The organism is Enterobacter cloacae subsp. cloacae ATCC 13047, assembly GCF_000025565.1.
Lineage (GTDB): Bacteria > Pseudomonadota > Gammaproteobacteria > Enterobacterales > Enterobacteriaceae > Enterobacter > Enterobacter cloacae.
Genome location: NC_014121.1, coordinates 5,075,837 through 5,100,924 on the forward strand (window position 1 = coordinate 5,075,837; position 25,088 = coordinate 5,100,924).

A 25,088-nucleotide genomic window follows, 5' to 3' on the forward strand; every position below is an offset into this window, starting at 1 on the left:
CGGGTTTTTTATTTAGATAAACGCAAAAGCATCGCCAAACAGACGATCTTCACGCGCATCACGTTCGTTACAGAACAGGTCACGGGCAATTTTCGCCATCTCAAAGCGGCCAGCGATATAGATATCGTGCCCTGCCAGCGTGCCATGATCCTGCAGTACCGCCGTCAGCACTGTGCCGCTACGCCCACGCCAGCCCTCTTCCGGCTGCTCAACCACCGGTTCAACACGCAGGTTGGGATGGTTAACGCTCAGCGCTTCAAGCTCAGAGAGATCGTAGAGATGTTTCTCTTCGCGGCCACCCCAGTAGATAGTGATATCACGGTTCGGGTTACGCGCCAGGGCCGTCAACAGAATAGAGCGCACGTAGGAGAAGCCTGTTCCACCGGCAATCAGGATCAGCGGACGGTCTTCATCGTCACGCAGCCATGCATCACCGTGGGGAATATCCACCACGATCTCGCGCTCTTTTAGAATGCGGTCCATGACGGCCATTGCATACAGGTTAAGCTCTGACGCACCAATATGAAGCTCAATAAATTCCTGCTCCGCTGGCGTTGAGGCCATAGAGAAAGGACGCTTATCACGTTCATCCATCACGACCATCAGGTACTGACCAGCACGGAAAGAGAATGCCGCTTCAGGCACTAAACGGACGCGATATACGGTGTCGGTGATAGCATCTACCGAGGTCACTTTACAGCTTAAGGTTGTCATTCGCTCTCTCTGTCGGGAAGTCTATAGGGCTTAACGGTCAGCCTGCGGTTTACCGTTATTCATTATGGCCAGTTCGTCCCAGATCGCGTCAATTCGCGCGGTCACAGCAGGATCTTTCTTGATCGGGCGACCCCATTCACGGTCGGTTTCGCCAGGCCATTTATTTGTGGCATCCAGTCCCATTTTTGAGCCAAGACCGGAGACCGGCGAGGCAAAATCCAGATAATCTATCGGCGTGTTTTCCACTAACACCGTATCGCGCGCCGGATCCATTCGCGTGGTAATGGCCCAGATAACATCATTCCAGTCGCGGGCGTTAACGTCATCATCGCAGACAATCACAAATTTGGTATACATAAACTGGCGCAGGAAAGACCATACGCCCATCATCACGCGTTTAGCGTGACCAGGATACTGCTTCTTCATTGTAACCACCGCCAGGCGATACGAGCATCCTTCCGGCGGCAGATAGAAATCAACAATTTCCGGGAACTGCTTTTGCAGGATCGGCACAAACACCTCATTCAGCGCCACGCCCAGTACTGCAGGTTCATCCGGTGGACGTCCGGTATAGGTGGAGTGATAAATCGCATCTTCACGCTGGGTAATGTGCGTGACGGTAAACACCGGGAAGTTATCCACTTCGTTATAATAGCCCGTGTGGTCGCCGTACGGACCTTCGGGTGCCAGCTCGCCCTGTTCAATGTAACCTTCCAGGACAATCTCTGCACTCGCGGGCACTTCGAGGTCGTTAGAGATACACTTCACGACTTCCGTTTTGGTGCCACGCAGCAGTCCTGCAAAGGCATATTCAGAGAGTGTATCCGGCACTGGCGTTACCGCGCCCAGAATGGTGGCGGGGTCGGCACCTAACGCAACAGAGACCGGAAAACGCTCGCCCGGGTGTGCAGCGCACCACTCCTGGAAATCCAGCGCGCCGCCGCGATGCGACAGCCAGCGCATGATGAGCTTATTCTTGCCAATCAGCTGCTGGCGGTAAATACCCAGATTTTGACGCTCTTTATGCGGCCCGCGTGTGACGGTGAGCCCCCACGTAATGAGTGGCGCGGCATCTTCAGGCCAGCACTGCATGATCGGGATTTTGGTCAGATCTACCGCATCCCCTTCCAGCACTTTCTGCTGGCACGGCGCGCCGCGCAGACGTTTGGTTGGCATGTTCAGCACCTGCTTAAACTGCGGCAGCTTGTCGAACAGATCGCGGAAGCCTTTCGGTGGCTCCGGCTCTTTCAGAAACGCCAGCAGTTTACCCACTTCACGTAACGCCGTGACGTCCTCCTGGCCCATGCCCAACGCCACACGGCGAGGGGTTCCAAACAGGTTGCACAGCACCGGCATTGAATAACCCTTCGGGTTTTCAAACAGAAGCGCCGGGCCACCGGCACGCAGGGTGCGGTCAGCAATTTCTGTCATTTCCAGATAAGGATCGACAGGAAGCGTAATGCGTTTGAGTTCGCCCTGCTTTTCCAGCAGCGTCAGGAAGTCGCGGAGATCGTGGTATTTCATGCAGTTAATCATGGCCTCTCTGTAAGCGCTTCATTATACGGCGTAAGCCTGCGTGATGCTGTAATTTTGTTAAATTAGCGTGAACTTCTGCATCCTGTTCCCTTTTCGGCCATTATAATCAACTTAGCGATCCCGCCAGGGTTTTGATATGCTTGCGCCCGAAACTAAGGGAAAGAGTGATTATGCAGGCCTGGTATTTACTGTATTGCAAACGCGGGCAACTTCAGCGCGCGCAGGAACATTTAGAACGTCAGTCTGTAAATTGCCTGACACCCGTGATCACGCTTGAAAAAATGCAGCGCGGGAAGCGCACAACCGTCAGTGAGCCGCTATTTCCGAACTATTTGTTCGTGGAATTCGACCCAGAAGTGATCCACACCACCACCATCAGCGCCACGCGCGGCGTCAGCCATTTTGTTCGTTTTGGTGCGCACCCGGCAACGGTGCCGTCGACGGTGATCCATCAGCTTTCGGTTTATCAACAACCTGAAGATATTACCGACCCGGAAACCCCGTACGCGGGAGACAGTGTCGTCATCACCGAAGGTGCCTTCGAAGGCCTGCAGGCGATTTTCGCCGAGCCGGACGGTGAAGCACGCTCCATGTTATTGCTCAATCTGCTTAATAAGCAGGTGCTACAGAGCGTGAAAAACACCGACTTCCGCAAAGTTTAAAAATCAATGCCAAACAGGCGACGCACGTTGTCATCCGTCTGCGCAGATAACCCGTGCGGATCCTCTCCGCGCCACTGCGCCACGCTCGTGACAATATGCCCCAGCCATGCCGGTTCGTTACGTCGCGATGCCGGTTTTGGTTTCATATCACGCGGCAATAAATAAGGCGCGTCGGTTTCGAGGAGCAACCGGTCGGCCGGGATCACCGGCAACAGTTCGCGAAGCTCCAGCCCGCGGCGTTCATCGCACACCCAGCCGGTAATCCCCAAATAAAGCCCACGATCCAGACAGTCCAGCGCCTCCTGACGTGAACCGGTAAAACAGTGCAGCACCGCGCCTGGCAGTTTATCCAGCCAGGGATCCAGCAGCGCGAGGAAGCGCTCATGCGCGTCGCGACAGTGCATAAACACCGGCATTTCAAGCTCGGCCGCCAGGGCAAGTTGCGCCGTAAACGCTTTTTCCTGCTCGGCAGGGGTGGAAAAATTGCGGTTGAAATCGAGCCCACATTCCCCGATAGCCACCACTTCGGCAGTTTTCGCCAGCCTGTGAATGATATCAGCGCTCTCCGACGTCCACTGGCTGCTGTCATGAGGATGCACGCCCGCGGTAGACCAGCAACGGTCGTAGCGTTGGGCCAGCTGTTGCGCCTGCTCGCTTTCATGCAGGTTGGTGCCTGTCAGCAACAATCCTTTTACGCCAGCGGCAAACGCGCGCGCCACGACGTCGTCGCGATCTTTGGCAAACTGTGAACTGGTCAGGTTAAGTCCAATATCAAACATGCAATTCCCCATATGACAACCGCCCTGACGGGCGGCTGGTTTTACTCTTCAGTGCTCTTTTCAGAGACGTCGTCTTCGTCCTCTGACCGACGCCCTTTCCCCACATAGAAACGTGAGAAGAAGACGCCTACCTCAAACAGACAGTACATCGGTATGGCCAGCAGCGTTTGCGAGAAGACATCGGGCGGCGTCAGCAGCATGCCGACCACAAATGCGCCGACCAGAATATACGGACGCTTTTTACGCAGGTCTTCTGGTGTGGTTACACCCACCCAGCAAAGCAGCACAATCGCAACCGGCACTTCGAACGCCACGCCGAATGCCATAAACAGCGCCATCACAAAGCTGAGGTAGCTGGCAATATCGGTCGACACCTGTACCCCTTCCGGCGCGGTATGCGTCAGGAAGCCAAAGGCCAGCGGGAAGACAACAAAATAGGCAAACGCCATGCCGATATAGAACAGCAGCGAGCTGGAGACCAGCAGTGGGATCACCAGTTTGCGTTCATGCTTATACAGAGCGGGCGCCACAAACGCCCAGATCTGATACAGCAGGATGGGTGCAGAAGCGATCAACGATACCCAGAACGTGAGCTTAATGGGCGTAAAGAACGGCGAAGCAACGTCCGTCGCGATCATCGTTGCGCCCAGCGGCATCTGCTTTATCAGCGGCGCGGAGACAACCTGGTAGATGTCGTTGGCGAAATAAACCAGGCATAAGAAAATAACGAAAACCGCAATAATGCAGTTTAACAGGCGCTTACGCAGCTCAATGAGGTGCGTAATGAGCGGTTGAGTATCATCTACTGCCATGTTTACGCTTTATCACTCGACGAGGGGGATGATTCGGTAACAGGCACGGCGGGCTTTGCTTCAGCCGCGTTGACCACAGGGTCTTCCGGCTGCGCCTGTTTTTTCAGTTCAGGTTCCTGCGGCGTATGTTCAGGCGCGGTGGCCTGATGCTCCGCGCTGGCAGGCGTTACGCCCTCGCGCTGCGCTTCACTATTTTTCACCACCGGGTTATGGATGGTGTTCGCTTCATCGCTCGCTTTTTCAGGATCGTTAACGCTGTAGGAGCGCTTCATGGATTCTGCCGCTTCGCGCAGTTCATCCATGGAGGCTTTCAGTTCCGGCGTCAGGTTATCCATGCTCGCCTTCTCAACCTTTTTCAGGCTTTCCTGAAACTCCTGCAGCTTAAGTTCCTGCGCCAGCTCGTTCTGTACGGTGGATGCCAGCGAACGAAGCGCACGCACCCACCCCACAACCGTTTTTACTGCAACGGGTAAACGCTGTGGCCCCAGCACGATGAGGCCAATCACAAAGACCAGCAGCAGCTCACTAAAACCAATGTCGAACACGACTTACACCTGCTCTTTATCGTGGCGTTTAGCGTCTTCCTTTTTGGCATCTTCTTGCTTGTCGGAGATGGATTTAGCAGTAAAGTCAGCGTCCTGGCTGGTTTTATCCTGCTTGCTCTCATCATCGCTCATTGCTTTCTTGAAGCCTTTGATAGACGCGCCCAGATCGGAACCGATAGAACCGAGCTTTTTGGTGCCAAACAGCAGCACGACGATGACGGCAATAATGACTAATTGCCAGATACTGATACCACCCATACATATTCCTCAGAGATAGATGATTAATTAGTCAGACCGCATTATACGTATGCGACCTGGTGATAGCGATGCCTGTTCAGCGCGTCTTTCTCCAGCCAACGAACCAGACCACTATTCCGGCAACCATTAGCCAGGCGGGCATCATCTGCCAGTCCGGACGGTTGATTAACAACAACGTACCACTGAGCAGCAGGGTTGCGCCAATGCCAAACAGATAGCGAGACTGGCCCTGGCGTACGCGGTTCGACTGAAGCTCGTGGGCGATTTTATCCATGCTGAGCTGAAGGTTCTTGCTCTGACGCAAACTGTCATACACCAGTTCAGGAAGTTCCGGCATTTTTTCAACCCAGAACGGGGCTTTCTCTTTGAAAGCCCGCACCAGAGCCGGAATGCCAACCTGATCCTTAATCCAGGATTCCAGGAACGGTTTCGCGGTCTTCCACAAGTCTAACTGAGGATAGAGCTGTCGACCTACACCTTCAACGTAAAGTAATGTTTTCTGAAGTAAAACAAGCTGTGGCTGCACTTCCATATTGAAGCGGCGAGCGGTGTTAAACAGATTCAGCAACACGTGACCGAACGAGATTTCTGCTAGCGGTTTTTCAAAAATCGGTTCACAGACGGTACGGATGGCAAACTCAAACTCTTCGACATTGGTGTCCGGCGGAACCCAACCTGAGTCAACGTGCAGTTCAGCCACTTTACGGTAGTCACGATTAAAGAAGGCGATAAAATTCTCCGCCAGATAACGCTTATCTTCTTTATTGAGCGAGCCGACAATACCGCAATCAATGCCGATATATTGCGGGTCGTCCGGATGCTCATAGCTCACAAAGATATTGCCCGGATGCATGTCTGCGTGGAAAAAGCTGTCGCGGAAGACCTGAGTAAAGAAGACCTGTACGCCACGTTCGGCCAGCAGCTTCATGTTCGTTCCCTGTTTCTCCAGGGCCACGACATCCGAGACGGGAATACCGTAAATACGTTCCATGACCATCATGTTCTGGCTGCAGTAGTCAGAATAGACTTCAGGAACATACAGCATCGGGCTGTTTTCAAAATTGCGCCGTAGCTGAATGGCGTTTGCCGATTCGCGCAGCAGGTTTAGTTCATCGATCAGCGTTTTTTCATATTCCCGTACCACTTCCAGCGGGCGCAGGCGGCGTCCGTCAGGGAGCAGACGCGGAACCCAGCGCGCCAGACGATAGATAAGCTTCATGTCCGCTTTGATGATCGGCAGAATATCCGGGCGGATAACTTTGATAACGACTTCTTTGCCATTCTCTTTCAGACGCGCGGTATGCACCTGGGCAATGGAGGCAGAAGCCAGCGGCTGAATGTCGAAATCGTCGAACCAGGTCTCAACAGGAATATTGCCCATCGCCTCTTCGATCTGTTTTTTCGCGCGCACGCCGTCAAACGGGGCCACGCGATCCTGCAGCAGTGCCAGCTGATCGGCAATCTGGGGCGGGAAAAGATCGCGACGGGTCGAGAGCATTTGGCCGAACTTAATCCATACCGGGCCCAGCTCCTGTAGCGCCAGACGCAGGCGTTCACCCAGTGGCTGTCCTTTGTGGCGATTAGGCATCCAGAACAACATCCGCCGCCAGATACGAAGCGGCAGCGTGATACGCATTTTGGGGATAAGCTCGTCGAGCCCGTAACTCAAAAAGGTGTGGACGATAAAATAGAGGCGCCGAATTTCACCAGGCGTCATTTGCCCTCCAGTTTTTCCAGCCGTTTGGTTAACGCATCAACCGCACGTTCAACAGCCGCAGTCTCTTCCGCGAACCAGGCTACTTCCAGCTGTCCGGGGGCCATACGCCACTCTTCGGTCAGCACCTCTGCCGCATAACGCTGCTGACGTTGCAGGCTTTTACGCAGGAAGGCGGTACCACCATGCAGGGCTTTGCCGATCCCTTCCGCTGCAATGTCGCCAATAAATGGGGCAAGCAGTTCCGCCGGGTCGAACTCGGCCAGATCGCTGAGCGCAACGAAATTTTGTACAACCTGAATGTCGCCTTCCACTTCCAGCTCACCGCTTCGGATCAGCGCCGTCAGTTGCTGGCGGTCACGCAGTTTTGGCAGCACGCTCATGCGCGTGATGACAGAGCAGTCGGCGTCTCCTTCCCACTCCCCCAGAACATCAAGCTGGCGTTCGCTGAAGACCAGCACAAGCGGCGTCGAGAACTCTTTTAAAACGATCCGCAATACCTTCCCGTTAAGTCGCTGCCGCGCGGCTTTTAGCGCTGGCGCACGATAGAGAAAGGCATTCAGTACATTCTCGATGCCTGCGGTGACTAAGGGTTTAAAGGGCACAGGACACCTCCACTCAGAACTTATAACCGCGATGCAGTGCGACGACACCCGCCGTCATGTTGAAATACTCAACGTTTTCAAACGCCGCATCCTGCATCATGGCCTTCAGGGTGTCCTGATCCGGGTGCATGCGAATGGATTCCGCCAGATAGCGGTAGCTTTCTGCGTCGTTTGCCACCAGTTCGCCAATACGCGGCAGAACATGGAATGAATAGGCGTCGTAGGCTTTGCTCAGTGGCTCGATAATCGGTTTGGAGAACTCAAGCACCAGCAGACGTCCGCCCGGCTTCAGCACGCGATACATTGAGCGCAGCGCTTTTTCTTTATCGGTGACGTTACGCAGGCCAAAAGAGATAGTGATGCAGTCAAAGGTATTGTCCGGGAACGGCAGCGCCTCGGCGTTTGCCTGCACATATTCCACATTCCCCACCACGCCGATGTTACGCAGCTTCTCACGCCCCATTTTCAGCATGGAGTCGTTAATATCAGCCAGAACAACACGCCCGGTTTCACCCACCAGACGGGAGAATTTCGCGGTCAAATCGCCCGTGCCGCCGGCAAGGTCCAGTACCGTTTGTCCACGACGCACACCGCTACAGTCGATGGTGAAGCGCTTCCACAAGCGATGAATGCCGAATGACATCAAGTCATTCATCACATCGTACTTCGCCGCCACGGAATGAAATACGTGGGCCACCATGTCAGCTTTCTGCGCTTTGGCGACAGTCTGAAAGCCAAAGTGCGTTGTGTCTTGTGAATCGTCAACCATCTCAGAGCCTGCTTATCAGTAAAATGTTCGTGAAGTGTAACAGATTGGGCGCGTTTGCCCTACGTTTCAACCACCACGTAAGAAACGCGCCAGATGCGGGTCTGGCGATAACTCTGCCGCTAACTCGTTGTCTTCACTGTCTCTCTTTTGTCCATCAGCGCCTTCGCGCAGGCGAAACTCTTCGTCCTGTGCCGTGGCTTGCTCAACCAGTTCCGGATTAATCTCGCGTTTAACCTCCACCCCCAGGCCGCGGAAGGCTTCGGCTTGCGCCAGCAGATTACCCCGCCCGGAGGCGAGTTTTTTCATCGCCTGGCGGTAGTTGTCCTGCGCGCGGTCCAGGCTTTGCCCGACCGAGGACATATCATCCACAAATAGGCGCATTTTGTCGTACAGCTTGCTGGCGCGATCGGCAATCTGCTGCGCGTTGCGGCTCTGATGTTCATAGCGCCACAGGTTGGCAATGGTGCGTAACGCCACCAGCAGCGTGGTGGGGCTGACCAGCATAATGTTGTTTTTCAGCGCTTCAGTTATCAGTTCCGGCTGTCTGTCGAGTGCCAGCAGAAAAGCAGGCTCTACCGGGATAAACATCAGAACATAGTCAAGCGAGCGCAAACCCGGCAACTGCTGATAGTCTTTTCTGCCCAGCAGACGAATATGGTTCCGCACGGAGGCAATGTGCTCCTGCAACGCCGATTCGCGGGTGTAGTCATCCTCCGCGTTGAAGTAACGCTCATAGGCCACCAGCGTCATTTTGGCATCAATCACCACATCTTTACCCTGCGGCAGACGCACGATGACATCTGGCTGCATTCGCGAGCGGGCATCGTTTTCTATGCTGACCTGGGTTTCGTATTCATACCCTTCGCGCAGTCCAGAGGCTTCCAGCACCCGCGTGAGGACGACTTCACCCCAGTTACCCTGCGTTTTGTTATCCCCTTTCAGGGCGCGGGTCAGGTTGACCGCTTCCTGCGCCATTTGTGCATTCAACTGCTGCAGATTACGAATTTCGTGTGCCAGGGTGTGCCGCTCGCGGGCCTCCTGACCAAAGCTGTCCTGCACCTGACGACGGAAACCGTCCAGTTGCTCACGCAGAGGCGTCAGGAGACTGTTCAGACTCTGGCGGTTTTGTTCGTCAACGCGGCGGTTGCTGTGCTCAAAAATGCGGTTCGCGAGATTCTCAAACTGTTCGCTGAGGCGCTGCTCGCTGTTCATCATCTGGCGGATTTTGTCTTCCGCATGCAGCTGAGTGGATTCCAGGCGGGTCGTGACTTCACGGAGATCGGCTTCCAGTGAGGTGTTGATATCACGCAGATTGCGCAGTTCGTTGTTGAGTAACTCGCACTCGTCTCGCCAGTGTTCACTCAGCGCAAGTTGCTGTTTTGTCGCGCTTAACTCGGCGACTATCTCTTCACGCTCTGCCAGCTGATCGGCCTTTTGCTGCGCGTGCTGATAGCTGGAAATCAGCCAGCCTATCGCCACGCCCGCGAGCGCAATCACCGCGTAAATCAGAATTGAGAGATCCACAATGCCCCCTGCATCAACGTATTACCGCACAAAATAAGATTGTGCTGTATAAACGTCCAGTTTGAAAGGGTTTTCCTGCGAGGCGCTACGCAAAAAATAAAGGCCGAACGTGTCGGCCTTTGATGTCAGAAGAGAGGATTAGATCAGACGACGGGCCGCTTCAACCACGATTTTTACCGCATGACTTTCGGTTTGTTTCATGGTTTCGGCGTTCGGGATTTCCTGCTGGGTACGGTTGACGATTACCCCCGCCACCATACCGGCACGCAGACCCTGGCTTGCGCACATGGTCAGCAGCGTTGCAGATTCCATTTCATAGTTCATCACGCCCATAGACTGCCACTCTTCCATAGAGCCTTTAAAACGGCTCACCACACGGCCAGAGAAGGTGTCGTAACGCTCCTGACCCGGGTAGAAGGTGTCCGACGAGGCGGTTACGCCCACGTGCGTGGTTGCGCCAACGGATTTCGCTGCTTCAACCAGCGCCGTCGTACATTCAAAATCGGCAACCGCCGGGAATTCCATTGGTGCAAAGTGCAGACTCGCCCCATCCAGACGCACGGACGCGGTAGTCACCAATACATCACCCACGTTGATATGCGGCTGGATCGCACCGGTCGTCCCGATACGCAGGAACGTCCGGATGCCCAGCTGCGCCAGTTCTTCAACGGCAATGGAGGTAGACGGGCCACCGATACCGGTAGAGCACACAATCACGGCCTTACCATCCAGTTCTGCACGCCAGGTGGTGAATTCACGATGGGCTGCCAGCTTAACCGGCTTATCCATCAGCGCGGCGATCTTTTCCACACGCTCAGGATCGCCCGGGACGATAGCGAGCGTAGCCCCTTGTAAATCGTTTTTGGTGAGGCCGAGATGAAAAACATCAGACTTAGACATAGGTGACTCCTCTGTGGGTCGGTTAGTCAGAAGAAGTAAAACGGTACTTTACAGAAGCGATACGCATAATTTCGTGACACATCTCACCATGAATGAAAATGATTGCAGTAGATTTCCATAAAAAAGTGATTTACATCACATTAACAAGTTATATCGTGGTGTGCTGCACAAAAGATAGACCGTTTAAGGCACTGTGGGTTGTTAACCTGGTGTCTATATTTACCTTTGCGCTAACTCATTGGTACGGAGAATGCCATGACTGAAAAAACCGGTTTTGCACCTGCTGCGGCTCCGCATGCCTCAACCATCGTCTCAACGCCTGAAGACGCCATTACGGCGGGAGAGACCTCCATTCCCTCGCAGGGGGAAAATATGCCTGCTTACCACGCGCGACCAGCATCGGCAGACGGTCCGCTGCCGATCGTGATTGTGGTTCAGGAAATTTTCGGCGTTCATGAACATATTCGCGACCTCTGCCGCCGACTGGCGCTGGAAGGTTACCTGGCCGTTGCGCCAGAGCTCTATTTCCGTCAGGGCGATCCGAACGACTACAGCGATATCCCAACGCTTTTGAGCAATCTGGTCAGTAAAGTGCCGGATGCACAGGTGTTGGCCGATCTGGATCATGTTGCCAACTGGGCGGCGCGTAACGGCGGTGATGCGCATCGACTGATGATAACGGGGTTCTGCTGGGGCGGACGCATTAGCTGGCTGTATGCCGCGCACAATCCGCAGCTGAAAGCTGCTGTGGCCTGGTACGGTAAACTGGTGGGCGAAAAAACGCTGAACTCGCCAAAACATCCGGTTGATATCGCCACAGACTTAAATGCCCCGGTGCTGGGACTGTACGGTGGTCAGGACACGGGTATTCCGCTCGACACGGTAGAGACCATGCGCCATGCGCTACGCGCGGCGAATGCAAAGGCAGACATTGTCGTGTACCCGGATGCCGGACACGCGTTTAATGCCGATTATCGTCCGAGCTATCACGCGGAATCAGCCAAAGATGGCTGGCAGCGGATGCTGGCGTGGTTTAGCCAGTACGGCGGCAAGAAAGCGTAAACATAAAAGCCCGGTGGCGGCGATGCCTTACCGGGCTACATAATGGGATCGACTCTGTCTTAACCCTGACGCAAATTCTGCGCCGCTTTCACCATATTCGCCAGCGCCGCGCGGGTTTCAGGCCAGCCGCGGGTTTTCAGACCGCAGTCCGGGTTCACCCACAGGCGCTCTGCCGGAATGCGTTGGGCGGCTTTCTTCAGCAGGGCTTCGATCCACTCCACGCTCGGCACGTTCGGGGAGTGAATGTCATATACGCCCGGCCCGATTTCGTTCGGGTAATCGAACTCTTCGAACGACTCCAGCAGTTCCATATCTGAACGCGAGGTCTCGATGGTGATCACGTCGGCATCCAGTGCGGCAATGGAATCCATGATGTCGTTAAATTCGCAGTAACACATGTGGGTGTGGATCTGGGTGTCGTCCTTCGCCACTGCGGCATTGATGCGGAACGCTTCCACACCCCACTGCAGGTAGGCGTCCCAGTCGCTGCGACGCAGCGGTAATCCCTCGCGCAGGGCCGGTTCGTCAATCTGGATGATGCCAATGCCCGCCGCTTCCAGATCCGCCACTTCATCGCGCAGCGCCAGCGCAATTTGCTTCGCGATGGTTTCACGGGTCACGTCCTCACGCGGGAAGGACCAGCAAAGAATGGTCACCGGACCGGTCAACATGCCTTTTACCGGCTTGTCGGTCAGGGACTGGGCATATTTAGCCCATTCGACGGTGATCGGGTGCGGACGGCTAACGTCACCGATCACCACCGGTGGTTTTACACAGCGGGAACCATAGCTCTGTACCCAGCCGTTTTGGGTAAAGACGAAACCGTCCAGATGTTCACCGAAGTACTCCACCATGTCGTTACGCTCTGCCTCCCCGTGAACCAGCACATCCAGGCCTAAGCGCTCCTGCTCCACAATCGCCTGTTTGATATGTTCCGCGATGCCGGTGCGGTAGTTGGCCGCATCAAGGTTGCCCTTTTTGAAGTCCAGGCGCAGGCTGCGGATCTCGGTAGTTTGCGGGAAGGAACCGATGGTGGTGGTTGGCCACGCAGGCAAGTTGAAACGGGCGCGCTGGGCTTCTGCACGCACTTCATACGGGCTTTGACGCTGGCTGTCCTGCGCGGTGATAGCCGCCAGACGTTTTTCCACCGCCGGGTTGTGAACGCGAGACGAATGACGACGGGCCTGAATCGGAGCGCTCCATTCGGTAATCGCCGCCGTGTCACCGCTGTTCAGGGCGTCACGCAGCAGAGCCAGCTCTTCACATTTCTGCAAGGCAAAGGCAAACCAGCTTTTCACTTCCGCATCCAGGCGGGTTTCAACGCTGAGATCGATAGGGCTGTGCAGCAGTGAACACGAAGAGGCCACCCATAGCTCACGTTTGCCGACGATGTCCTTAATCTGAGCATATTTTTCTGTCAGATCGGCGCGCCAGACGTTACGACCGTTCACCAGCCCGGCAGAGAGCAGCCACTCCGCTGGCAGGCGCTTGTGCAGTTCTGCAACATCATCTTTTCCATGCACCAGGTCAACGTGCAGGCCCTGCACTGGCAATTTGGTGATGGTGCCGAGGTTCGGCGTCACACCTTCAAAGTAGGTGGTAAGCAGCAGCTTCACCTGCCCGGTCAGTGCATCGTAAGCCGGTTTGAAGGCATCGAGCCACGCTTGCGGCAGTTCGAGCACCAGCGCCGGTTCGTCGATTTGCACCCACTGAATACCGCGTTTGCCCAGCTCAATCAGCACCTGTTTGTAGACCGGCAGGATATCCTTCAGCAGGCTCAGACGATCGAACGGCTCGCCTTTGACTTTTCCTAACCACAGGTAGGTCACTGGCCCCAGCAGCACCGGTTTCACCTGGTGCCCCAGCGCCAGCGCTTCGTCCACTTCATCCAGCAACTGGGTCCAGGTCAGTTTGAACTGCTGACCTTTAACAAACTCCGGCACCATATAGTGATAGTTGGTGTTAAACCACTTGGTCATTTCCGCCGCTGCCGCTGGCTCACCGGTTGGCGCACGGCCACGGCCGATGCGGAACAGCGTGTCGATATCTACCGATCCATCGTTGTTCTGATGACGAGCCGGGACATTGCCAAGCAGCAGGCTGGTCGTCAGAACATGGTCGTACCAGGCGAAATCGCCCACCGGCAGCAGGTCTACGCCCGCCTGTTTTTGCTGCTCCCAGTGGCGGGCACGCAGTTCGCGGCCCACTGCCAGCAGCTCTTCACGCGTGGTGTTTCCTGCCCAGTAGCTTTCTTGTGCTTTTTTTAGCTCGCGACGAAGGCCAACGCGAGGGAAACCGAGAGTGTGATTGCGGATTGTCATGTCATGCCCCTTGTGAAATTCGTTATTTAGACGTCCAGATGTTTACACATCTATAATTGGCAGGTACTGTATATTCCTCAAGCGCAAAATGTTCATGGCGAAGTGAAGGACTTTCATGATCGAGATAAAACACCTGAAAACGCTACAAGCGTTGCGAAACTGCGGTTCTCTCGCGGCGGCGGCGGCCTCACTGCACCAGACTCAGTCCGCCCTTTCTCACCAGTTCAGCGATCTGGAACAACGTCTCGGCTTTCGTCTTTTTGTGCGTAAGAGCCAGCCGCTGCGCTTTACTCCCCAGGGCGAGATCCTCCTGCAGCTGGCAAATCAGGTGCTGCCGCAAATTGCCAGCGCGCTTCAGTCCTGCAATGAGCCGCAGCAAACTAAATTGCGTATCGCCATTGAGTGCCACAGCTGTATTCAGTGGCTGACCCCCGCGCTTGAGAACTTCCGCCAGAAGTGGCCGCAGGTAGAAATGGACTTTACCTCCGGCGTGACGTTTGACCCGCAGCCGTCACTCCAGCAGGGCGAGCTGGATCTGGTGATGACGTCAGACATTCTGCCGCGTAGCGGCCTGCATTATTCGCCAATGTTCGATTATGAGGTGCGTCTGGTGCTGGCACCGGATCATCCGCTGGCCAGCAAGACGCGTATCACCCCGGAAGACCTGGCGACTGAAACGCTGCTGATATACCCGGTGCAGCGCAGTCGCCTGGATATCTGGCGCCATTTCCTGCAGCCGGCGGGCATCAGCCCACAGCTGAAAAGCGTGGATAATACGTTGCTGTTGATTCAGATGGTTGCCGCCAGAATGGGCATCGCGGCGCTGCCGCACTGGGTGGTAGAGAGTTTTGAACGCCAGGGCCTGGTGGTCACCAAAACCCTGGGAGAAGGACTGTGGAGCCGGCTGTACGCCGCCGTGCGCGATGGCGAGCAGCGTCAGCCGATCACGGAAGCGTTTATTCGCTCAACGCGGAACCACGCGTGCGACCATCTTCCGTTTGTGCGGAGCGCGGAGCGACCCAACGGCGATGTACCCACAGCGAAGCCAGGATCACCGCTCCCCCAATAAGGAAACTCGGCCAGTGGGGCTGTTGCTGCCAGATAGCAAGGTTTACCAGTAGCCCCGCGGGCACGTGCACGTTGTTCATGATGCCCAGCGTACCGGCGTCTACCTGAGTTGCGCCATAGTTCCACATGAAGTACCCCAGCCCCGAGGCCACCACGCCCAGCCAGACCAGAATGCCCCACTGCACGGTAGTGGTAGGTAATTTTTGCGGGTTACCCAGCATAAACCAGGCTGCGACCGCGACCACCGCCGCCCCCATATAGAACCAGGCAAACGCGTTGTGCTGCGGCATCGGGCGGGTTTCCATCAGGCGCTTGTAGCCCACCATACCAATAGCGAAGCTGATGTTTGCTAACTGCACGAACATCAGGCCGGTCCAGAAGTGATCGCTCACTTTTTCGTAGCGAATAATCGCCGCGCCAATCACCGCCAGCGCCGCGCTCAACAGATAGCCCCAACGCAGACGACGCCTGCTGAGCAGGTCGTAAATCAGCGTGATATAGAGCGGCGTCAGCACCGTAAAGAGCAGGAACTCCGAGACGGACAAGTAGATATACGCCCGAAAGCTAAACAGATACATGATGCCGAGCTGCATCGCCCCCACCAGCATATACAGCAAAACGGTTTGCAGGGATTGTCCGCGCGTACGCAAAAAGGGCAGGAACACCAGCGCCGCCAGCCCCACGCGCATCAGCACCGAGAAATAGCTGTCGACCGATCCGGCAAGGTATTCGCCAATCAGGCTAAAGGAGAAGGCCCACAGGATAGTGGTGATAATGAGTAGCGCCACAATGCTTGTCTCTCAGAAAGAAGGAGAGGCATTGTAGCGAACTCTTTAGTTGACAACTGAGCAATAAACAACCAAATGAAGATTATTCAAGGAACAGCTTGCGCAGATATTTTGGTACCGCATTGTCTGCGTTGGTGCCGATCACTTCCAGCTCCGGGTGCAGGTCTTTCAGGCGCTGGTGCGCGTTCTGCATGATGCAGCCTTTACCCGCCATCGAGAGCATCTCAGCATCGTTCATGCCATCACCAAAGGCGATACAGTCTTTCAGCTCAAAGCCCATGCGTTTGGCCACCGCTTCCAGAGCGTGCCCCTTGGAAACGCCACCCGCCATCACTTCCAGGCAGGTCAGCGTGGAGAAACTTACGTTGACGCGATCGCCCCAGCGGGCGTTGATCGCCTGCTCCAGCGGCAGCAGTTCTTCGTGACTTTCGCAGGTAAAGAAGACTTTGCTGATCCCTTCCGGCTCGAGCAGACCTGGCTCATACAGGGAGTAGTTAAACACCGCTTCTTTGAAGAAGCGCATCTCTTCCGGACGGTGGCGGTTCATGAACCAGTCATCGTCGCGGTAAACGTTCGTGACGATAGCCGGATTATTGTGCACCACACCGAACAGATCGGCGGCAATATCGCGATCCAGGTTGTGGGTAAAGATCAGATTGCCATCGGTGTCGTGAACGCGCGCACCGTTGGAGGTGATCATGTACGATTTAATCTCAAGATTATCGCGGATCTGCCCCACATCCACGTGGTGGCGCCCGGTGGCAAACACAAAGTGCACGCCACGGGCAGTCAGCAGCTTTAAGGTCTCTTTCGCGTACGGCGACAGGGTGTGGTCGGGGGAAAGCAGCGTGCCATCTAAATCAGATGCAACAACCTGGTACATAGGAAAATTTAACCTCAATAGAAAATCAGTTATGCCGGTCGAAAAACTCGACGATGGCGTTAAGCGCGACTGAGCGCATAGCGTCCTTTTCAAAAAGGATCTCATGGTACGCGCCGTTGATGACCAGAGGTTTACCCCCTTCACAAGGGTGACCGGCGGCAGCGCGCAGTTCACAAAAACGGTCATGCATGCGGTTATCCACCACACGCTCTTCTTCAGCCTGAATCAGGAGTGTCGGCGTGTCATCATCACCAACACCCGCCAGAACCTGCTCCCCTGCATGTATCCCCTCCCGCACCCAGTGCCAGGTGGGGCCGCCAACGCGCAAGCGAGGCTCATCGGCATAGAAGCGCAGGTTGCGGCGATAACGCTGACGGCTATGGGTTAAGACGTTGAGGGCAAACGGCAAAGCCCGCCAGCGCCCTGTTCCGATGGCGTAGCCTTCACGAATGCGCTGATGGCCCTCAGCCCAGTCGAGAAGATGGCGCACCATCCAGTCCGGAAAACGTATCACAATGCCATACATCGGCGCGGTCAGCGCAATGGCATCGCACTGGTGATCGTAGCGCTGCAAAAAGAGCGTAGAGATCGCGCCGCCCATGGAGTGCGCAAGAATATAGCGCTTACGCCACGGGCCGGGCTGCACTTCCTGCTGCCAGAAGGCGGCAAGATCGTCGACATAATCACTGAAGTTATCTACATGGCCGCGATGGGTATCTGGCAACATTCGACCAGAAAGCCCCTGCCCGCGATGATCGATAATTAACACGTCAAAACCCAGATGGAACAGGTCGTACGCCAGCTCGGCATATTTGATGTAGCTTTCGATACGCCCGGGGCAGACCACAATCACCCGGTCATTTTTTTCATCACGGAAACGAACAAAGCGTACCGGGATATTCCCGACGCCCGTAAACTCATCTTCCTCACGCTGACGCCAGAAATCGGTCAGCGGCCCCATGGAGAAAGCAGCAAATGCGTTTTCTCGTGTTTCCCAGTCCTTTTTCTGCTGCAACATCGGGTTTCCACCCCCCGTCATTCAGGGAATATCGTTTTTTTCGTAACTGGTCACAAAATGACTCAACAATAGCGTATTGTGGCATAAAAACAGACGATTCGGGAGTTTCAAATGACCTTCGAGTGGTGGTTCGCTTACCTGCTGACATCCATCATCCTCAGCCTGTCACCGGGTTCGGGGGCAATTAATACCATGACAACCTCCATTAACCACGGTTATCGCGGGGCGGCAGCATCCATTGCCGGTTTGCAAACCGGACTGGGGATTCACATTGTGCTGGTGGGCGTGGGTTTAGGGACGCTCTTCTCCCGCTCGGTGCTGGCATTTGAAGTGCTGAAATGGGCCGGTGCGGCGTATCTGATTTGGCTCGGCATTCAGCAGTGGCGCGCAGCAGGCTCAATTGACCTCAACACTCTTGCCCGGACGCAAACGCGCGGTCGCCTGTTTAAGCGGGCGGTGTTTGTGAATCTGACCAACCCAAAAAGCATCGTTTTTCTGGCTGCCCTGTTCCCGCAGTTTATCGTCCCGCATCAGCCGCAGGTCATGCAGTATGTAGTCCTGGGCGTGACCACCATTGTTGTCGATATTATTGTGATGATTGGCTACGCGACGCTGGCGCAGCGGATTGCAGCATGGATTAAAGGGCCTAAGCAAATGAAGGCCCTGAACAAAGTGTTTGGTTCGCTGTTTATGCTGGTTGGCGCGCTGCTTGCGTCAGCGCGTCATGCTTAGCGAGAGATAATAAGATGAATACCAAAGCCGGCGAACAGCGCACCGGCGAAGCCGTCAATCCATTTCGCGATGCGCTGATAACCACGGCGCATCGCCGGTAAGGCAAACAGGCTGGCAACAACGGTGAACCACGCAAACGTCTCAACCACGATCAGCAGGAAGATACCCCAGCGTGCACCCGCCCCCACGCTGTCGCCCACGAACAGGGAGAAGACGGAACCGAAATAGATAATCGCTTTCGGGTTCGCCAGGTTGGTCAGCAGCCCTTTCACAAAGCTACGGCCGCCCGTTGCCAGCTCAACTTTTGGCTCTTGCGGTTTTTTCTCTTCTTTCTTCAGCGCCCCGCGCAGCATCTGGTAGCCCATCCAGCACAGGTACAGACCGCCACCGACCATGATGATGTTATGCAGCCACGCCATCTTCGCCAGGATGAGGTTCAGGCCAAGCAGCGCCACGGCCGCCCAGACCATAACACCCATAGTGATACCCAACACCCCCATCATTGCTTCTTTGCGGGAGCGGCTGACGGCGGTTTGTGACACGAAGAAAAAGTCAGGGCCCGGGCTCATCAGCGCAACAATGTGCACCAACGCCACGGTAAGAAATAGCATTAACATAATTCGCTCGCGGGGAAATAATTCAGTGAGTCATCATCCTGGCACTTTTTTGCGCGGCTGACTACTCCTCATCATCACCATCGACATGTGAACGGATGAGCGCCATGAATTCTTTACCAAAGCGCTCCAGCTTGCGCGTGCCCACGCCGTTGACGCTCAGCATTTCGCTGGCGCTGAGCGGCATCTGCTCGGCCATCTCGATCAGCGTCGCGTCGTTGAAGACCACATATGGCGGAATGTTCTCTTCATCGGCAATCGCTTTACGCAGCTTACGCAGTTTGGCAAACAGCTTGCGGTCGTAGTTGCCGCCGTAGGATTTCTGCATCACCCGCGGTTTCAGGGCCACTACGCGCGGCACGGCGAGCTTGAGTTCAACATCCCCTCGCAGCACCGGGCGCGCGGCTTCGGTGAGCTGAAGCGCGGAGTGCTGGGCGATGTTCTGTGTGGCAAAACCGAGGTGAATCAACTGACGAATAATGCTGACCCAATGCTCGTGGCTCTGGTCTTTGCCAATACCGTAGACAGGTAGCTTATCGTGGCCCATGTCGCGGATACGCTGGTTATTGGCGCCGCGCAGCACTTCCACCACGTAGCCCATCCCGAAGCGCTGATTAACACGGTATATGGTCGAAAGTGCCTTACGCGCGTCCATCAGGCCATCGTACTGCTTTGGCGGGTCGAGACAGATATCGCAGTTGCCGCACGGCTCCTGACGCCCTTCACCAAAGTAGTTGAGCAGCACCAGACGGCGGCAGGTCTGCGCTTCCGCAAACGCGCCCATGGCGTTGAGTTTGTGACGCTCGATATCCTGCAGCTGTCCCTGCGGTTTCTCTTCAAGGCAGCGGCGCAGCCACGCCATATCGGCCGGATCGTAAAACAGCATCGCCTCCGCAGGCAGGCCATCACGGCCGGCGCGGCCGGTTTCCTGGTAGTAGGATTCGATATTTCGCGGAATGTCGAAGTGCACCACAAAGCGGACGTTGGGCTTGTTAATGCCCATGCCGAACGCCACCGTCGCCACCACAATCTGCAGGTCATCACGCTGGAATTTTTCCTGCACGTCGGCGCGGATGTGGTTTTCTAACCCGGCATGATAGGCCGCCGCGCTAAAGCCGCGGTTTTGCAGACGCGCAGCGGTGTCTTCCACCTTCGCGCGGCTGTTGCAGTAGATGATGCCTGACTTGCCGCGTTGCTCCTGCACATAGCGCAGAAGCTGATCCAGCGGCTTGAATTTTTCCATCAGCATATAGCGGATGTTCGGGCGGTCGAAGCTGCTGACCTGGATCAGCGGGTCGTTCAGCCCCAGCAGGCGGACGATATCCAGCCGCGTGGTGTCATCTGCCGTGGCGGTCAGCGCCATAAACGGCAGTTCAGGGAAGCGCTGACGCAGCTGACCAAGTGCCGCATATTCCGGGCGGAAATCGTGGCCCCACTGCGAGATACAGTGTGCTTCATCAACGGCCAGCAGAACGGGATTCCAGTGCGCCAGATGGTCGAGGAAGTTATCCAGCATCAACCGTTCTGGTGCGATATACAGCAAGCGAACCTGTCCGGTACGGCAACCGGCCATCACCTCTTGCTGCTGCTCGCGGGTTTGCGTGGAGTTAAGACAGGCCGCCGCCACGCCGTTGGCGAGCAGCTGGTCAACCTGGTCTTTCATCAGAGAAATCAGCGGCGATACCACGACCGTCAGGCCATTAAGTACCAGCGCGGGCACCTGATAGCAGAGCGATTTACCGCCACCGGTCGGCATTACCACCAGGCAATCACGGCCTTCCAGCACGGTTTCAATGATGGTTTCCTGGCCAGGACGGAACTGCTGGTAGCCAAAGGTTTCATGCAAAACCTGTTTAGCCAGCGACTCCTGATTCAATACTTCCGCCTGCGCCACGTTAACCCCATATGCCAGAAATGAAACAGGCGCTATTTTCAGCGCCTGAGAGAGAAACTTCAACGTTTAACGCAAAAACATTCGAGCGTCTTAGAAAATATCGTTCAGCATCACGCCGACACCCACGCGGGTCTGATTGAAGTTGTAATCGATGAGCGACTCGCCGTAACCGCTGTAGACCTGCGTATAAATACGCACGTGTTTGGTCATCGGGTAGCTTAAGCCCACTTCTGCGCCGCCGTAACCGGTGTTCCAGTTGTACTGGCCCCTGGCGCTCAGCACCGCATCACCCAGCTGATAGCCAATCCTGAGCTGATAGTAGCCCATATATTTGGTGATATCCGGGTTGTCATCGGTGCTGCCCACCACGTACCACGGCTTCACTTCCACCATCATATTACCGTTTTGCGCCATCAGGCGCGTATAGGCGCGGTTCCAGCTACGTGAGGTTGGATCGGAACGGCCGTTGGAGTCATGGTTGAAGCCCACTTCAACGTCACGCAATGTCCAGCCTGCAAACTCATAATCCGTGGCGAACCCCAGGAACAGCTGTGGCTCATAGTTGGTTTCACGGAACGGTGAAGATTCACCGCTGTTGGAAAGCTGCCACCAGGATTTCTGGGTATAAGACGCACCGAGAACCGAATTCGGCCCCAGAATGCCGCGCCAGAACGGAAATGCGAGGCTGAGCTGATATTTCACCTCATCTTTGCGCGCATTCTCAGCCCAGTCATAGGAGCGAATCGCCTCTTTGTTGAGATCGCTGGTCCAGGTATAGAGCACATAGTTGGTGTCGTACGGGTAGAGCGTGAAGGGATTATCATGCTCCTGCAGCAGGTTAGCGATAATGCTACCGCGAACTGCTGGCGTATCATGCACCTCTTTGACTGTCGCTTCCTGCGCATAGGCTGTGAGGGGCAGCGCAACCGCTGCCAGTAACCCTGCCAGATACGTCCGCATCGGTGGTGTTCTCCTGCAAAATGTTAAATGATCTGAATCGTTATATGGCGCACATTCTACAGACTTCTGCAGCAACTGCTGCATCCTCGTTTCTGAAAGTGGCATTCTTGCCTGTCCGGGCATAAAATCAACATTTTATTAACATTAAGGATGTGATGTCTCATGTCAGCCATGCTAACCGCCGAAGAAGCGTTAAAACTCGTGGGCGAGATTTTTGTTTACCATATGCCGTTTAACCGCGCGCTGGGACTGGAACTGGAGCGTTACGAAAAAGACTTTGCCCAGCTCAGTTTTAACAACCAGCCGATGATGGTAGGCAACTGGGCACAGAGCATTTTACATGGCGGAGTGATTGCCTCCGCGCTGGACGTGGCTGCAGGGCTGGTATGTGTTGGCAGCACCCTGACCCGCCATGACACCATCAACGAAGACGAGCTGCGTCAGCGCTTATCCCGCATGGGTACCATCGATTTACGCGTCGATTATCTGCGTCCCGGGCGCGGAAACCGCTTCACCTGCAGCAGCAGCCTGCTCCGTGCGGGTAATAAGGTTGCCGTGGCGCGTGTTGAACTGCATAACGAAGAACAACTTTATATCGCCAGCGCAACCGCCACTTATATGGTGGGTTGAAGCTGAAAAATCGGGTAAAGTTAATTCACTTTTTTGTCACGGATTTTCCCGATGGATGCTAAACAGACGCGGCAGGGCGTGTTACTCGCCCTTGCCGCTTATTTTATTTGGGGTGTCGCACCCGCCTACTTTAAATTTATCGCTTACGTACCGGCTGATGAGATCCTCACTCACCGCGTCATCTGGTCCTTCTTCTTCATGATCGCGCTGATGAGCGTTAGTCGTCAGTGGTCTGGCGTCAAAACGCTGCTACAAATCCCGAAGAAGATCTTCCTGCTGGCACTCTCGGCAGTACTGATTGGCGGAAACTGGCTGCTGTTTATCTGGGCGGTGAATAACCATCACATGCTCGAAGCGAGTCTGGGCTACTTTATTAACCCGCTGGTGAATATTGTGCTGGGGATGATTTTCCTCGGCGAGCGCTTCCGCCGGATGCAGTGGCTGGCGGTGATCCTCGCCTTCTGCGGCGTGCTGATTCAGCTGTGGACCTTCGGTTCACTGCCTGTTATTGCGCTGGGGCTGGCGTTCAGCTTTGCGTTCTACGGGCTGGTGCGCAAGAAGATTGCCGTGGAAGCGCAAACCGGCATGCTGTTTGAAACCCTGTGGCTGTTGCCGGTGGCCGCTATCTATCTGTTCGGCATTGCCGACAGCCCGACCAGCCACATGGGCAGCAACCCGTGGTCCCTGAATGTAATGCTGATGGCCGCAGGCGTGGTGACGACTATCCCACTGCTCTGCTTTACCGGTGCGGCAACGCGCCTGCGTCTGTCCACGCTGGGCTTTTTCCAGTACATCGGCCCGACGCTGATGTTCCTGCTGGCGGTGGTGTTTTACGGCGAAGTGCCGGGTGCGGATAAGATGGTGACGTTCGCGTTTATCTGGGTGGCGCTGGCGATTTTTGTCGCTGATGCGATTTATACCCAGCGCCGGGTGCGTAAAGGGCTGTGATTTTCCCCTCTCCCTTTGGGAGAGGGAATTCGATCGTAGGGCGGGTACCACCCGCCAGATTTTTACAGCCAGTTGCGACGCTTGAAATAGAGATACGGCGCCAGCCCGGCGAGGATCATAAAGATAATCGCCCCCGGATAGCCGAAGCTCCACTTCAGCTCTGGCATAAACTCAAAGTTCATCCCATAGCTGGATGCCACCAGCGTCGGCGGCAGGAACACCACGGATACCACCGAGAAGATCTTGATAATGCGGTTCTGCTCGATGTTGATAAAGCCCATCGCCGCCTGCATCAGGAAGTTGACCTTCTGGAACAGTGATTCGTTGTGCGGCAGCAGGGATTCGATATCGCGCAGGATCTCACGCGCCTGTTCCAGCTGGCCGCCCGGCAGACGCGCCTTGCGCACCAAGAAGTTCAGCGCGCGCTGGGTATCCATCAGACACAGACGCACCTTCCAGCCGATATCTTCCAGCTCCGCCAGCGTGGAGAGCGCTTCGTCGTATTCATCGCCCTGATGGCCTTCCATGATGACGCGGCTCAGTTTTTCCAGATCGCTGTAGATGTTTTCAATCTCATCCGCCAGTTGCTCAATTTTGGTTTCGAACAGATCGAGCAGCAATTCGTAAGCATTGCCGTCCACCATCGCCTGGCTGCGGGCGCGCATGCGATAGAGACGAAACGCCGGCAGTTCGCGCTCGCGCAGGGTAAACAGGCGACCGTCGCGAATGGTAAATGCCACGGTGGAGTTCCCCGCGTGGTCTTCGGCATCTTCAAAGAAGAAGAAGGAGTGAATGTGCAGGCCGTCTTCGTCTTCAAAAAAACGTGCGGATGCTTCGATGTCTTCCAGTTCCGGGCGAGTGGCCAGACTCTGCCCCAACTCAGATTGTACGCGCAGGCGTTCATCGTCGTCCGGCTCGACCAGATCCACCCATACGGCATCAATGAGGGGCTGTGACTCTTCGGCTTCAAGCCGAGTCAGTCGGTTATTTTCGAGTTGAAATGCGCTCAACATGACCGGGACTCCCAATGCAAAAAATATCGGACAGTTCGGTGGGCACACAGAAACAAATTGGGTTTCAGACCATTAAACAGCCTGACTCAGCGCGACGGGAATAATGCAGGTCGCTGACAACCACTAAGGCCATCAGCAAGAGGAGATAGCCTTAGGAGTTGTTCCTGGATGACAGGGAATTGAGCCAGTATCTACTGGGTGTGTCCAAGGCGAATGTCCTCTTAGCGTAATCGTGCGCGCATGTTACGCCAGCAGCAACTGTGGCGTCAACACGCAACGAAACGCTGAAGGGCATTAATTGACCTTCAACGTATAAGGCTAGCAGATTATTACAAAATA

26 protein-coding genes are annotated in these 25,088 nt (G+C 55.3%); 6 read left to right on the top strand and 20 right to left on the bottom strand.

The window, feature by feature from the left end:
- Nucleotides 1-12: 12 nt before the first annotated feature.
- Together fre and ubiD are read right to left on the bottom strand one after the other, a co-directional pair.
- Nucleotides 13-714, bottom strand: coding sequence for an NAD(P)H-flavin reductase (gene fre / locus ECL_RS24655; RefSeq protein ID WP_013099232.1), 702 nt, complete (start codon nucleotides 712-714; stop codon nucleotides 13-15).
- A gap of 30 nt (nucleotides 715-744) precedes the next feature.
- Complete coding sequence (gene ubiD / locus ECL_RS24660; protein WP_161496900.1) at nucleotides 745-2,247, bottom strand: 4-hydroxy-3-polyprenylbenzoate decarboxylase; 1,503 nt, start codon at nucleotides 2,245-2,247, stop codon at nucleotides 745-747.
- 173 nt (nucleotides 2,248-2,420) lie between these two features.
- Between ubiD and rfaH the strand changes: the two genes are divergently transcribed.
- Entirely contained in the window at nucleotides 2,421-2,912 is a 492-nt protein-coding gene (gene rfaH, locus ECL_RS24665) for a transcription/translation regulatory transformer protein RfaH (protein ID WP_013099234.1), read from the top strand.
- On the opposite strand, the gene tatD is transcribed toward rfaH, so the two are convergent.
- From tatD to udp, 9 genes are all read right to left on the bottom strand, one after another.
- Nucleotides 2,909-3,691 carry a 3'-5' ssDNA/RNA exonuclease TatD gene (gene tatD, locus ECL_RS24670; RefSeq protein WP_013099235.1) on the bottom strand — a complete coding sequence of 261 codons (783 nt, stop codon included), beginning with the start codon at nucleotides 3,689-3,691 and terminating at the stop codon, nucleotides 2,909-2,911. The two genes, rfaH and tatD, sit on opposite strands and share 4 nt — an antisense overlap.
- A 41-nt stretch (nucleotides 3,692-3,732) precedes the next feature.
- Nucleotides 3,733-4,503: a Sec-independent protein translocase subunit TatC gene (gene tatC, locus ECL_RS24675; RefSeq protein WP_013099236.1), complete on the bottom strand. Its 771-nt coding sequence runs from the start codon at nucleotides 4,501-4,503 to the stop codon at nucleotides 3,733-3,735.
- Nucleotides 4,504-4,505: 2 nt separating this feature from the next.
- Nucleotides 4,506-5,048, bottom strand: a complete 543-nt coding sequence (gene tatB, locus ECL_RS24680) for a Sec-independent protein translocase protein TatB (RefSeq protein WP_013099237.1) — start codon at nucleotides 5,046-5,048, stop codon at nucleotides 4,506-4,508.
- Between the two features lie 3 nt (nucleotides 5,049-5,051).
- Nucleotides 5,052-5,306 (bottom strand): Sec-independent protein translocase subunit TatA, encoded by a 255-nt coding sequence (tatA, locus tag ECL_RS24685; RefSeq protein WP_013099238.1) that lies wholly within the window; start codon nucleotides 5,304-5,306, stop codon nucleotides 5,052-5,054.
- 76 nt (nucleotides 5,307-5,382) lie between these two features.
- Nucleotides 5,383-7,023, bottom strand: coding sequence for a ubiquinone biosynthesis regulatory protein kinase UbiB (ubiB, locus tag ECL_RS24690; protein WP_013099239.1), 1,641 nt, complete (start codon nucleotides 7,021-7,023; stop codon nucleotides 5,383-5,385).
- A complete protein-coding gene (gene ubiJ / locus ECL_RS24695; protein ID WP_013099240.1) occupies nucleotides 7,020-7,625 on the bottom strand; it encodes a ubiquinone biosynthesis protein UbiJ in 606 nt (201 codons plus the stop codon). Before ubiJ ends, ubiB begins: the two co-directional genes overlap by 4 nt.
- 13 nt (nucleotides 7,626-7,638) lie before the next feature.
- Nucleotides 7,639-8,394, bottom strand: a complete 756-nt coding sequence (ubiE, locus tag ECL_RS24700; RefSeq protein WP_013099241.1) for a bifunctional demethylmenaquinone methyltransferase/2-methoxy-6-polyprenyl-1,4-benzoquinol methylase UbiE — start codon at nucleotides 8,392-8,394, stop codon at nucleotides 7,639-7,641.
- A gap of 66 nt (nucleotides 8,395-8,460) precedes the next feature.
- The gene (rmuC, locus tag ECL_RS24705) at nucleotides 8,461-9,918 is read right to left on the bottom strand and encodes a DNA recombination protein RmuC (RefSeq protein WP_013099242.1); all 1,458 of its coding nucleotides are present in this window, start codon (nucleotides 9,916-9,918) and stop codon (nucleotides 8,461-8,463) included.
- A 138-nt stretch (nucleotides 9,919-10,056) separates the two neighbouring features.
- Nucleotides 10,057-10,818 carry a uridine phosphorylase gene (gene udp / locus ECL_RS24710; protein ID WP_003860792.1) on the bottom strand — a complete coding sequence of 254 codons (762 nt, stop codon included), beginning with the start codon at nucleotides 10,816-10,818 and terminating at the stop codon, nucleotides 10,057-10,059.
- Nucleotides 10,819-11,073: 255 nt separating this feature from the next.
- On the opposite strand from udp, the gene ECL_RS24715 reads away from it, so the two are divergent.
- Complete coding sequence (locus ECL_RS24715; protein WP_013099243.1) at nucleotides 11,074-11,880, top strand: dienelactone hydrolase family protein; 807 nt, start codon at nucleotides 11,074-11,076, stop codon at nucleotides 11,878-11,880.
- A 59-nt stretch (nucleotides 11,881-11,939) separates the two neighbouring features.
- Here the strand turns inward: ECL_RS24715 and metE are convergent, their stop codons facing one another.
- Nucleotides 11,940-14,201, bottom strand: a complete 2,262-nt coding sequence (metE, locus tag ECL_RS24720) for a 5-methyltetrahydropteroyltriglutamate--homocysteine S-methyltransferase (protein ID WP_013099244.1) — start codon at nucleotides 14,199-14,201, stop codon at nucleotides 11,940-11,942.
- A 115-nt stretch (nucleotides 14,202-14,316) separates the two neighbouring features.
- On the opposite strand from metE, the gene metR reads away from it, so the two are divergent.
- Nucleotides 14,317-15,270 (top strand): HTH-type transcriptional regulator MetR, encoded by a 954-nt coding sequence (metR, locus tag ECL_RS24725; RefSeq protein WP_013099245.1) that lies wholly within the window; start codon nucleotides 14,317-14,319, stop codon nucleotides 15,268-15,270.
- Here the strand turns inward: metR and ECL_RS24730 are convergent.
- The 3 genes from ECL_RS24730 to pldB form a co-directional block, all read right to left on the bottom strand.
- Complete coding sequence (locus ECL_RS24730) at nucleotides 15,158-16,057, bottom strand: carboxylate/amino acid/amine transporter (RefSeq protein WP_013099246.1); 900 nt, start codon at nucleotides 16,055-16,057, stop codon at nucleotides 15,158-15,160. The two genes, metR and ECL_RS24730, sit on opposite strands and share 113 nt — an antisense overlap.
- A gap of 82 nt (nucleotides 16,058-16,139) precedes the next feature.
- The gene (gene yigL, locus ECL_RS24735) at nucleotides 16,140-16,940 is read right to left on the bottom strand and encodes a sugar/pyridoxal phosphate phosphatase YigL (RefSeq protein ID WP_013099247.1); all 801 of its coding nucleotides are present in this window, start codon (nucleotides 16,938-16,940) and stop codon (nucleotides 16,140-16,142) included.
- Between the two features lie 25 nt (nucleotides 16,941-16,965).
- The gene (gene pldB / locus ECL_RS24740; protein WP_013099248.1) at nucleotides 16,966-17,958 is read right to left on the bottom strand and encodes a lysophospholipase L2; all 993 of its coding nucleotides are present in this window, start codon (nucleotides 17,956-17,958) and stop codon (nucleotides 16,966-16,968) included.
- Nucleotides 17,959-18,069: 111 nt separating this feature from the next.
- Between pldB and rhtB the strand changes: the two genes are divergently transcribed.
- Nucleotides 18,070-18,690, top strand: a complete 621-nt coding sequence (gene rhtB, locus ECL_RS24745; RefSeq protein WP_013099249.1) for a homoserine/homoserine lactone efflux protein — start codon at nucleotides 18,070-18,072, stop codon at nucleotides 18,688-18,690.
- On the opposite strand, the gene rhtC is transcribed toward rhtB, so the two are convergent.
- The 3 genes from rhtC to pldA form a co-directional block, all read right to left on the bottom strand.
- Nucleotides 18,687-19,307, bottom strand: a complete 621-nt coding sequence (gene rhtC / locus ECL_RS24750) for a threonine export protein RhtC (protein WP_014833703.1) — start codon at nucleotides 19,305-19,307, stop codon at nucleotides 18,687-18,689. The two genes, rhtB and rhtC, sit on opposite strands and share 4 nt — an antisense overlap.
- Nucleotides 19,308-19,368: 61 nt before the next feature.
- Nucleotides 19,369-21,198: an ATP-dependent DNA helicase RecQ gene (recQ, locus tag ECL_RS24755; protein ID WP_029883130.1), complete on the bottom strand. Its 1,830-nt coding sequence runs from the start codon at nucleotides 21,196-21,198 to the stop codon at nucleotides 19,369-19,371.
- A 90-nt stretch (nucleotides 21,199-21,288) separates the two neighbouring features.
- On the bottom strand, nucleotides 21,289-22,158 hold the full coding sequence (gene pldA / locus ECL_RS24760; protein ID WP_013099252.1) for a phospholipase A: 870 nt from the start codon (nucleotides 22,156-22,158) through the stop codon (nucleotides 21,289-21,291).
- 162 nt (nucleotides 22,159-22,320) lie between these two features.
- Between pldA and yigI the strand changes: the two genes are divergently transcribed.
- Both yigI and rarD read left to right on the top strand, forming a co-directional pair.
- Nucleotides 22,321-22,788, top strand: a complete 468-nt coding sequence (gene yigI, locus ECL_RS24765) for an acyl-CoA thioesterase YigI (protein WP_013099253.1) — start codon at nucleotides 22,321-22,323, stop codon at nucleotides 22,786-22,788.
- Between the two features lie 51 nt (nucleotides 22,789-22,839).
- On the top strand, nucleotides 22,840-23,736 hold the full coding sequence (gene rarD / locus ECL_RS24770; protein WP_013099254.1) for an EamA family transporter RarD: 897 nt from the start codon (nucleotides 22,840-22,842) through the stop codon (nucleotides 23,734-23,736).
- A gap of 62 nt (nucleotides 23,737-23,798) precedes the next feature.
- Here the strand turns inward: rarD and corA are convergent, their stop codons facing one another.
- Both corA and ysgD read right to left on the bottom strand, forming a co-directional pair.
- Nucleotides 23,799-24,749: a magnesium/cobalt transporter CorA gene (gene corA / locus ECL_RS24775; RefSeq protein WP_008501540.1), complete on the bottom strand. Its 951-nt coding sequence runs from the start codon at nucleotides 24,747-24,749 to the stop codon at nucleotides 23,799-23,801.
- A gap of 151 nt (nucleotides 24,750-24,900) precedes the next feature.
- Nucleotides 24,901-24,957, bottom strand: coding sequence for a YsgD/CorL family protein (gene ysgD, locus ECL_RS27815; protein WP_212743980.1), 57 nt, complete (start codon nucleotides 24,955-24,957; stop codon nucleotides 24,901-24,903).
- Between the last annotated feature and the right edge of the window lie 131 nt (nucleotides 24,958-25,088).

Excerpts from the sequence above, each read along its gene's own strand:
- fre (WP_013099232.1), bottom strand. The coding sequence starts at position 714 with ATGACAACCTTAAGCTGTAAAGTGACCTCGGTAGATGCTATCACCGAC.
- rfaH (WP_013099234.1), top strand. The coding sequence starts at position 2,421 with ATGCAGGCCTGGTATTTACTGTATTGCAAACGCGGGCAACTTCAGCGC.
- tatD (WP_013099235.1), bottom strand. The coding sequence starts at position 3,691 with ATGTTTGATATTGGACTTAACCTGACCAGTTCACAGTTTGCCAAAGAT.
- tatC (WP_013099236.1), bottom strand. The coding sequence starts at position 4,503 with ATGGCAGTAGATGATACTCAACCGCTCATTACGCACCTCATTGAGCTG.
- tatA (WP_013099238.1), bottom strand. The coding sequence starts at position 5,306 with ATGGGTGGTATCAGTATCTGGCAATTAGTCATTATTGCCGTCATCGTC.
- ubiB (WP_013099239.1), bottom strand. The coding sequence starts at position 7,023 with ATGACGCCTGGTGAAATTCGGCGCCTCTATTTTATCGTCCACACCTTT.
- ubiE (WP_013099241.1), bottom strand. The coding sequence starts at position 8,394 with ATGGTTGACGATTCACAAGACACAACGCACTTTGGCTTTCAGACTGTC.
- udp (WP_003860792.1), bottom strand. The coding sequence starts at position 10,818 with ATGTCTAAGTCTGATGTTTTTCATCTCGGCCTCACCAAAAACGATTTA.
- ECL_RS24715 (WP_013099243.1), top strand. The coding sequence starts at position 11,074 with ATGACTGAAAAAACCGGTTTTGCACCTGCTGCGGCTCCGCATGCCTCA.
- metE (WP_013099244.1), bottom strand. The coding sequence starts at position 14,201 with ATGACAATCCGCAATCACACTCTCGGTTTCCCTCGCGTTGGCCTTCGT.
- metR (WP_013099245.1), top strand. The coding sequence starts at position 14,317 with ATGATCGAGATAAAACACCTGAAAACGCTACAAGCGTTGCGAAACTGC.
- yigL (WP_013099247.1), bottom strand. The coding sequence starts at position 16,940 with ATGTACCAGGTTGTTGCATCTGATTTAGATGGCACGCTGCTTTCCCCC.
- pldB (WP_013099248.1), bottom strand. The coding sequence starts at position 17,958 with ATGTTGCAGCAGAAAAAGGACTGGGAAACACGAGAAAACGCATTTGCT.
- rhtB (WP_013099249.1), top strand. The coding sequence starts at position 18,070 with ATGACCTTCGAGTGGTGGTTCGCTTACCTGCTGACATCCATCATCCTC.
- rhtC (WP_014833703.1), bottom strand. The coding sequence starts at position 19,307 with ATGTTAATGCTATTTCTTACCGTGGCGTTGGTGCACATTGTTGCGCTG.
- pldA (WP_013099252.1), bottom strand. The coding sequence starts at position 22,158 with ATGCGGACGTATCTGGCAGGGTTACTGGCAGCGGTTGCGCTGCCCCTC.
- yigI (WP_013099253.1), top strand. The coding sequence starts at position 22,321 with ATGTCAGCCATGCTAACCGCCGAAGAAGCGTTAAAACTCGTGGGCGAG.
- rarD (WP_013099254.1), top strand. The coding sequence starts at position 22,840 with ATGGATGCTAAACAGACGCGGCAGGGCGTGTTACTCGCCCTTGCCGCT.
- corA (WP_008501540.1), bottom strand. The coding sequence starts at position 24,749 with ATGTTGAGCGCATTTCAACTCGAAAATAACCGACTGACTCGGCTTGAA.